Below are 8,355 nucleotides of genomic sequence, written 5' to 3'. Positions count from 1 at the left end.
GTCAGGCGGTCCGCGTCGCCGTCGAGCGCGTCGATAGCGTCGACGATCTCCTCACGACTGGCCTCCATACCTCAAACCTAGAAACCCCCACCGACAAAAAAGCCCGCTCTGTGACTAAAGAAACCAAAGTGGCACAAGGGATTACAAAGCAATCGCGCCGAAACGCCCTAGTCGCCGACGACGATGACCGTCTTGCCGGGGCGATGGCCCGGGCGCCGGCCGCTTTCGAACGCCTCGCGGCCCCGCTCGAGCGGGAAGGTCTCCGCGATGTCGACGCGCAACCGTCCACCGTCGACCAACGCGGCGAGCTTCCTCAGCTGGTCGCGGTCCGGCGTGACGATGAAAAAGGTTGCCGTGACGCCGTATTCGTCGGCCCTGCCCGCCGGCGGCGGAGCCGACAGAGTGACCAGCCGACCACCAGGGCGCAGCACGGGAAACGACCGGTCCAACGTCTCACCGCCGACGGTGTCGATCACGACGTCGTAGGCGGCGTCGTCGAATGTCTCGGTGCGGACGTCGATCACCCGGGCGGCGCCATACCCGCGGACGAGTTCGCCGGCGTCGCTGCGCACGGTCGCGGTGACACGCGCGCCCAGCATCACGGCCAGCTGAACGGTCAAGGCGCCCACCCCGCCCGCGCCGCCATGCACCAGCACGTCCTCGCCGGCCCGCACGTTCGCGTGATCGGCCAGCGCCTGCAGGGCTGTCAGGCCGGCCAGCGGCAACGCGGCGGCGACGACGTGCGACACCGTCGCCGGCTTGGCAGCCAGGTCGGCCGCGGGGGCGCAGACGAATTCGGCCGCGGCGCCGTCGCGGTCGAACGGGATCAGCCCGTACACCTCGTCGCCGGGCGCGAAATCCGCCACACCCGCGGCCACCTCGCGAACGACGCCCGAGACTTCGTGCGACGGGATCACCGGTGTGCGGCTCACACCGTCTCGGGTCCAGGTCTCGTCCCAGGTCAGCTCGTCGAACGTGATGGCCGCGGCGTGGACGCTCACCAGAATTTCACCCGCGGCGGGAACCGGTACGGGCGCCCGCTCGACCACGAGTTGTTCCGGGCCGCCCCGGTGGTGGGCCCGCAATGCGGTCATCTCGGTCACGGCAGCCGCCAATCGATGGGGTCGGCGCCCATACCCGTCAGCAGTTCGTTGGCGCGGCTGAACGGACGCGACCCGAAGAACCCCCGAGAGGCGGACAGCGGCGACGGATGCGGGGACTCGATGGCCACGCAATTGCCTTCGGCCAGAATCGGTTTCAGTGTGGACGCGTCGCGGCCCCAGAGGATCGCCACCAATGGCTGCGAACGCGCCGCGAGCGCGCGGATCGCGCACTCGGTCACCGCTTCCCAGCCCTTGCCCCGGTGCGAGGCTGGATTGCTCGGCCGCACGGTGAGCACCCTGTTGAGCAGCATCACCCCGCGCTGGGCCCACGGTGTCAGGTCACCGCACGAGGGCTGCGGATGGCCGAGGTCGGCGGAGTATTCGTCGAAGATGTTGGCCAGGCTGCGCGGCAGCGGACGCACGTCGGGGGCAACCGAAAAGCTCAGTCCCACTGCATGTCCCGGCGTTGGGTACGGGTCTTGCCCGACGATCAGCACCCGGACGTCTTCGAACGGAAAGGTGAAGGCGCGCAGCACGTTCTGGCCGGCCGGCAGGTACTTGCGCCCGGCGGCGATCTCGGCCCGCAGGAACTGGCCCATGGCGGCCACCCGATCCGCCACCGGCTCCAGCGCGGCGGCCCAGCCCCGCTCGACGAGTTCAGTCAACGGCCGCGCCGTCATCGCCGGTCCTTTCGTAGCATCGACGCTCACCGCGCCACCCTAACCGTCATATGACTGCCAGCCCGCATAGCCGGTCCACGCCTGTCCGTCGACGAGCACGTCGGCCTTGCCCTCGAGGACCCGCCCGATGATTCGCCACCCGGCCGGCGCCGGGCCGGCGAAACAGGCCACCAGGGCGTGGTCTTCGCCGCCGCCCAGCACCCACGACCACGGGTCGGCCCCCACCGCGTTGCCGGCCGCGGTCAGCGCGTCGTGGTCCGCGGCCAGCGCAGCGGTCGACAGATCCATCGCCACCTCCGACGCCTCGGCGACGTGCCTGAGGTCGGCGACCAGGCCGTCGGAGACGTCGATCATCGCCTGCGCTCCCCCGGCCGCCGCCGCGACGCCCTGACCGTAGGGCGGCTGGGGCACCAGATGCCGGCGGCGCAGCGAGTCGAAACCTTCAACACCCTTGCCGAACAACGCGAGGCCGGCCGCCGAGCGGCCCAGCTCGCCGGCGACCGCGATCACCGATCCCGCCTTGGCGCCGGACCGCAGCACCGGAGCGCGCCCGTCCAGATCGCCCAGCACCGTCACGGAGACCACCCACTGTGGGCAGCTGACGAGATCGCCGCCGGCGATGCCCGCGCCGATGCGGTGCGCCTCGTCCCACATCCCGCCGACCAGCCCGTCGACGGCGGCGGTCGGTGTGTCGCCGGGGGCGCCGAAGGCGACGACGAAGGCCGTGGGCCGCGCGCCCATCGCCTCGATGTCCGCGGCGTTCTGGGCAATGGCTTTGCGGCCGACGTCGTGCGGACTCGACCAGTCCAGCCGAAAGTGCCGGTCTTGCACCAGCATGTCGGTCGACACCGCGGTGCGGCCGTCCCTGGCTTGGATCACCGCCGCGTCGTCGCCCGGCCCGACCACCACCGCGGCCGGCTGCCGGCGACCGCGCACCAATCGGTCGATCACCGCGAACTCACCGAGCTGCTGCAGTGTGGAATTCGATCCGTCGTCGCCCACGCCACCTCCTCCGGCGCGTCCCGCCCTGTCCGGGCCACTATCGGAGCCGCCGACCTGCGGTAAGTTGGGTTACTGCCCGCGCGAGCGGCCCGCGCCAGTTTAGAGCCCTGTCCCGATGCGGACCGCTCGCGGCCCGAGATAGGAGGTGCGCGGGCGGTGACGACCGACCCCGATACCCGCCCCGCCGTCGACGAGGGGCCGCCGCCCGCGCTGATCATCGCCGCGGTCGCCGTGGCCGTCGTCGCGATCGGGGTGATCCTGGTGATCGCGGCCAACCGCCAGGCGCCGCCGCAACCGGTCGCCGTCCCCGCGGCCCCGGCACCCCAGGCCGACAGCCCCGCATGCCGGGCGCTGGCCGGGGCGCTGCCTCAGCGGCTCGGCGACTATCAACGCGCGCCCGTCGCACAGCCTGCGCCCCAGGGCGCCACCGCGTGGCGGGCAGGACCGGACAGCGAGCCCCTGGTGCTGCGCTGCGGGCTCGACCGCCCCGCCGAGTTCGTGGTGGGCTCTCCGATCCAGGTCGTCGACCGGGTGCAGTGGTTCGAGGTGCATCCCGAACAGCAGTCCGCCGGTGACGCGGGCAGGTCGAGCTGGTACACGGTGGATCGGCCGGTGTATGTCGCGCTCACGCTGCCGTCGGGGTCGGGCCCGACGCCGATCCAGCAGCTCTCGGAACTGATCGACCGCACCATCGCGGCGGTGCCCATCAACCCGGCGCCCGCCGGTTAGCGCAAACCCACCCCGCGGGCCAACGCCGTCTCGACCATGGTCGCCAGCAGGGTGGGATAGTCCACGCCGCTGGCCGCCCACATCCTCGGGTACATCGAGATCGCGGTGAACCCGGGCATCGTATTGATTTCGTTGAGCACCGGTCCGTCATCGGTGAGGAAGAAATCGACCCGGGCCAGGCCCTGGCAGTCAATGGCCTTGAATGCCCGGACCGCCAAATCCCTGATGGCATCCGCGATGTCGTCGTCCACCTTAGCCGGCACATCCAATTCGGCTGCATCGTCGAGATATTTCGTGGCGAAGTCGTAGAACGAATCCTCCCGTCCCCGCACTCCTGCCACACGGATCTCGCCCACCGTGCTGGCTTCGATTGTGCCGTCGGGCATTTCGAGCACGCCGCACTCCAGCTCGCGGCCGGTGATCGCCGCCTCAACGATCACCTTCGGATCGTGCCGGCGCGCGGCCGCCACGGCGGCCGGCAGGTCGTCCCAGCTGGCCACCCGGGTGACCCCGATCGACGAGCCGCCCCGCGCGGGTTTGACGAAGACCGGCAGACCCAGCCGCTCGCGCTCCTCGGGCTGCAGCGTCGACCGCGACGGGCGCAGAACCGCGTACGCGCCGACCGGCAACCCCTCGGCAGCGAACAGCTTCTTGGTGAACTCCTTGTCCATGCCCGCCGCGCTGGCCAGCACGCCGGCCCCGACATAGGGCACCCCGGCCAGTTCCAGCAGGCCCTGCAGAGTGCCGTCCTCCCCGTACGGGCCGTGCAGCACCGGGAACACCACGTCGACGGACGCCAGGACCTCGCCGGCCCCCGGCGAAAGGGCGACCAGTTGGCCGCCGCGGCGCGGATCGGCCGGCAGGGCCAGTTCGGTGCCCGACTGCGCGGTCACCTCGGGCAGCTCCCGGTTGCTGATGGCCAGCGCGTCCGGGTCGCCGTCGGTGAGCACCCACGATCCCTCCGGGGTGATGCCGATCGCCAGCACTTCGAACCGCTCGGGATCGAGGTTGCGCAGAATGCTGCCCGCGGACACGCACGAGATGGCGTGCTCGTTGCTGCGCCCGCCGAAGACGACGGCGACGCGCACGCGATTCCCGCTGGCACTCACAACCTAAAGAGGCTACCGGTTGCGCGGCGCTCGGGCCGGGCGGCGCCGCTGGCTGCGGTTTCGATGGCGGTCACTCGGGCTTGGTCCGGCGGCCGAGCAACAGTGCCATCGCCTCGTCCACCGACAGGCCCTTGTGGCAGACCCGGTGCACGGCGTCGGTGAGCGGCATCTCGACGTCGTAACTGGACGCGAGCGCCAGCACCGACTCGCACGACGTCACGCCCTCGACGACGTGGCCGCCGCCGGCCTGCATGGCCGACTCCATGGTGCCGCCGCGGCCCAGGCGTTCGCCGAAGGACCGATTCCGCGACTGCGGCGACGTGCACGTCGCCACCAGGTCGCCGACCCCGGCCAGGCCGGCCAGCGTGGCGCCCTTGGCGCCGAGCGCTATCCCCAACCGGATGATCTCGGCCAGGCCGCGGGTGATGATCGCCGCCGCGGTGTTCTCCCCGAGCCCGACGCCGGCCGCCATGCCGCACGCGAGCGCGATGACGTTCTTGCACGCCCCGCCGATCTCGGTGCCGACGACATCACTATTGGTGTAGGGGCGGAAGTACCCGGTGTTGAGCATGCGCTGCAGCGCGACGGCGCGACCGGAGTCGCTGCACGCGACGACCGTGGCGGCGGGCTGGCATTCGGCGATCTCGCTGGCCAGGTTCGGCCCCGAAACCACCGCGACCTGAGCCGGGTCCACCCCCGTCACCGACACGATGACCTGACTCATCCGCATCAGGGTGCCCAGCTCGATGCCCTTGGCCAGGCTGACCAGGGTGGCGCCGTCGGGCACCAGCGGTGCCCACCCTTCCAGGTTGGCGCGCATCGTCTGCGCGGGCACGCCCAACAGCACCGTCGTGGCGCCGGCCAGCGCCTCCGCCGCGTCGGTGGTCGCACGGATGCCCGGCGGCAGCGTTGCGCCGGGCAGATAGTCGGGATTGGACCGGGTGGTGTTGATCTGGTCGGCGATGTCGGACCGGCGCGCCCACAGCGTGACGTCGGATTCCGGCTCCCCGGCCTCGACGAGCACCTTGGCCAGCGCCGTGCCCCACGCCCCGGCACCCATCACCGCGACGGCGCCCTGCGAGCCGGTCATCCACCACCCCCGTCTGTCTTCCCAAGCGAGTTGCAGCCGCTACACCCTAGATCAGCGGAGCTCACGCGAGCTAGCGCGTCCGCCGTCGGCGGTCGCTGGCAGGATGAGATCTCATGAGCGGCACACGAGCCGACGAAGCGGGCAAGGACGTCGCCCTGATCGTCGCCGTCAAGCGGTTGGCCGCGGCCAAGACCAGGCTGGCCCCCGTTTTTTCGGCACGCACCAGGGAGGGCGTGGTGCTCGCCATGCTGATCGACACCCTGACCGCGGCGGGACGCGTTGATGCGTTGGGCTCGATCACCGTCGTCACGCCCGACGACGCCGCGGCCGCGGCGGCCACGGAGCTGGGGGCCGAGGTGCTGGCCGACCCGACGCCCGACGGGCACGGCGACCCGCTGAACAACGCCATCGCCACCGCGGAACGGGCCGTGGGCGGATTCTTACCGAATATCGTTGTGCTGCAAGGCGATTTACCCGCGCTGCAGACACAGGAGCTGGCCGAGGCGATCGCCGCCGCGCGGCAGCACCGCCGCAGCTTCGTCGCCGACCGGCTGGCGACGGGAACCGCCGCCCTGTTCGCGTTCGGCGCCCCACTCGATCCGCAGTTCGGCGCCGATTCGTCGGCGCGGCATCGACGTTCGGGTGCGATCGAACTGACCGGCGCATGGCCGGGGCTGCGTTGCGACGTCGACACTCCCGACGATCTCGCCGCCGCGCGCCGCCTCGGGGTGGGCGCCGCGACCGCGCGCGCCCTCGCCCATCAGTGACATCGGCGCGGACCGGCGAACCTGTCCTCGCGATGAACGTCGTCCCAACGGCGAATGGATGTCCGTCGAGCGCTAGCAGCATCGGCGAGTGATAGGCGATGATCGCAGGGTGACTGAAACCGAAGCTGAGGCACGCCCCGACCAGAACTTGTGGCATCAAGGCGACTCGGCCGTGGCAGCGCCGCCCGCCGCGACGCCGTCCGCCCTCACCGACCTGCCGGAGGACCGCTACCTCAACCGCGAGCTGAGCTGGCTCGACTTCAATGCCCGCGTGCTGGCCCTGGCCGACGACAACTCGTTGCCGTTGTTGGAACGGGCCAAGTTCCTGGCCATCTTCGCGTCCAACCTCGACGAGTTCTACATGGTCCGCGTCGCCGGCCTCAAGCGCCGCGACGAGATGGGTCTGTCGGTTCGGTCCGCCGACGGACTGACCCCGCGCGAGCAACTGACCCTCATCGGTGAGCAGACGCAACGGATCGCGACCCGGCACGCGCGGGTCTTCCTCGATTCGGTGCGACCGGCGCTCGCCGAGGAAGGCATACATATAGTCACGTGGGCCGATTTGGATCAGGGTGAGCGCGACGAACTGTCGACCTATTTCCACGAACAAGTCTTCCCCGTCCTGACCCCCCTCGCGGTCGATCCCGCGCACCCGTTCCCCTTCGTCAGTGGGTTGAGCCTGAACCTGGCGGTCATGGTGCGCCAACCCGAGGAGGGCGGCCAGCATTTCGCGCGGGTGAAGGTGCCCAACAACGTGGATCGCTTCGTCGAACTGCGCGGCCCCGGACATCCGGACGACGGCGAGGGTCCCGCCATAATCCGCTATCTGCCAATGGAAGAGCTGATCGCGGCCTTCCTGCCGGTGTTGTTCCCGGGCATGGAGATCGTCCAGCACCACGCGTTCCGCATCACCCGCAACGCTGACTACGAGGTCGAAGAGGACCGCGACGAAGACCTCCTGCAGGCGCTGGAGCGGGAGTTGGCGCGCAGGCGGTTCGGGTCACCGGTGCGACTCGAGGTCGCCAACGACATGACCGAGAGCATGCTGGAATTGCTGCTGCGCGAACTGGACGTGAACCCCGGCGACGTCATCGAAGTGCCAGGCCTGCTGGACCTGTCGTCGTTGTGGCAGGTCTACAGCATCGACCGGCCGGCGCTCAAAGACCCGGCTTTCGTCCCCGCCACCAGCCCCGCCTTCGTCGACCGCGAGACGCCGAGAAGCATTTTCGCGACGCTGCGCGAAGGCGATGTGCTGCTTCATCATCCGTATGAGTCGTTCTCGACCAGCGTGCAGCGATTCATCGAACAGGCGGCCGCCGACCCGAATGTGCTGGCGATCAAGCAGACGCTGTACCGCACAAGCGGTGATTCGCCGATCGTGCGAGCGCTTATCAACGCCGCCGAGGCAGGCAAGCAAGTGGTGGCGCTCGTGGAGATCAAGGCGCGTTTCGACGAGCAGGCCAACATCCGCTGGGCGCGCGAGCTAGAGCAGGCTGGCGTGCACGTCGTCTACGGATACGTCGGACTCAAAACGCACTGCAAGACCTGCCTCGTGGTCCGCCGCGAGGGTTCGACGATCCGGCGCTACTGCCACATCGGCACCGGCAACTACAACGGAAAGACGGCGCGACTCTACGAGGACGTCGGGCTGCTGACGGCGTCTCCCGAGATCGGGGCCGACCTGACCGACCTCTTCAATTCGCTGACCGGCTACTCGCGCAAGGTCTCCTACCGCAACCTTCTGGTCGCCCCGCACGGCATTCGCACCGGCATCATCGACCGTGTGGAGCGCGAGATCGCCGCGCACCACCACCTCCACCCGCACGTCCGCCATCGATGCGCGATACAGCGCATCGATGACCTGTTCGTCGACGA

Annotated in this window: 8 protein-coding genes; 3 read left to right on the top strand and 5 right to left on the bottom strand. The window is 70.0% G+C overall.

Going from position 1 to position 8,355, the window contains the following annotated elements:
* Window positions 1-167: 167 nt before the first annotated feature.
* From A5701_RS01500 to A5701_RS01490, 3 genes are read right to left on the bottom strand one after another with little or no spacing between them, the layout of a single operon-like run.
* Entirely contained in the window at window positions 168-1,094 is a 927-nt protein-coding gene (locus tag A5701_RS01500) for an NADP-dependent oxidoreductase (RefSeq protein WP_067747782.1), read from the bottom strand.
* 5 nt (window positions 1,095-1,099) lie between these two features.
* Window positions 1,100-1,783, bottom strand: coding sequence for a uracil-DNA glycosylase (locus tag A5701_RS01495; RefSeq protein WP_067747780.1), 684 nt, complete (start codon window positions 1,781-1,783; stop codon window positions 1,100-1,102).
* Between the two features lie 39 nt (window positions 1,784-1,822).
* Window positions 1,823-2,785, bottom strand: a complete 963-nt coding sequence (locus tag A5701_RS01490) for a thiamine-phosphate kinase (RefSeq protein ID WP_067747778.1) — start codon at window positions 2,783-2,785, stop codon at window positions 1,823-1,825.
* A 156-nt stretch (window positions 2,786-2,941) separates the two neighbouring features.
* On the opposite strand from A5701_RS01490, the gene A5701_RS01485 reads away from it, so the two are divergent.
* The gene (locus A5701_RS01485; protein WP_067747776.1) at window positions 2,942-3,514 is read left to right on the top strand and encodes a DUF3515 domain-containing protein; all 573 of its coding nucleotides are present in this window, start codon (window positions 2,942-2,944) and stop codon (window positions 3,512-3,514) included.
* Here the strand turns inward: A5701_RS01485 and A5701_RS01480 are convergent.
* Together A5701_RS01480 and A5701_RS01475 are read right to left on the bottom strand one after the other, a co-directional pair.
* The gene (locus A5701_RS01480) at window positions 3,511-4,623 is read right to left on the bottom strand and encodes a D-alanine--D-alanine ligase family protein (protein WP_067747774.1); all 1,113 of its coding nucleotides are present in this window, start codon (window positions 4,621-4,623) and stop codon (window positions 3,511-3,513) included. The two genes, A5701_RS01485 and A5701_RS01480, sit on opposite strands and share 4 nt — an antisense overlap.
* Window positions 4,624-4,693: 70 nt before the next feature.
* Window positions 4,694-5,713: an NAD(P)H-dependent glycerol-3-phosphate dehydrogenase gene (locus A5701_RS01475; protein ID WP_067747772.1), complete on the bottom strand. Its 1,020-nt coding sequence runs from the start codon at window positions 5,711-5,713 to the stop codon at window positions 4,694-4,696.
* 113 nt (window positions 5,714-5,826) lie between these two features.
* On the opposite strand from A5701_RS01475, the gene cofC reads away from it, so the two are divergent.
* On the top strand, window positions 5,827-6,480 hold the full coding sequence (gene cofC, locus A5701_RS01470; RefSeq protein WP_067747768.1) for a 2-phospho-L-lactate guanylyltransferase: 654 nt from the start codon (window positions 5,827-5,829) through the stop codon (window positions 6,478-6,480).
* A gap of 88 nt (window positions 6,481-6,568) precedes the next feature.
* Window positions 6,569-8,355, top strand: a 1,787-nt coding sequence (locus A5701_RS01465; protein WP_231972743.1) for an RNA degradosome polyphosphate kinase, incomplete at its 3' end; no start/stop codon positions are given.

It is taken from the genome of Mycobacterium sp. E3305 (genome assembly GCF_001666785.1).
Taxonomy (GTDB): Bacteria; Actinomycetota; Actinomycetes; order Mycobacteriales; family Mycobacteriaceae; genus Mycobacterium.
Note: the sequence above shows the minus strand (reverse complement) of the source record. Positions and strands in the feature narration are given on the sequence as shown.

What these genes read in the sequence shown, in the direction of transcription:
- A5701_RS01500 (WP_067747782.1), bottom strand. Translation starts at nt 1,094, where the DNA reads ATGACCGCATTGCGGGCCCACCACCGGGGCGGCCCGGAACAACTCGTG.
- A5701_RS01495 (WP_067747780.1), bottom strand. Translation starts at nt 1,783, where the DNA reads ATGACGGCGCGGCCGTTGACTGAACTCGTCGAGCGGGGCTGGGCCGCC.
- A5701_RS01475 (WP_067747772.1), bottom strand. Translation starts at nt 5,713, where the DNA reads ATGACCGGCTCGCAGGGCGCCGTCGCGGTGATGGGTGCCGGGGCGTGG.
- cofC (WP_067747768.1), top strand. Translation starts at nt 5,827, where the DNA reads ATGAGCGGCACACGAGCCGACGAAGCGGGCAAGGACGTCGCCCTGATC.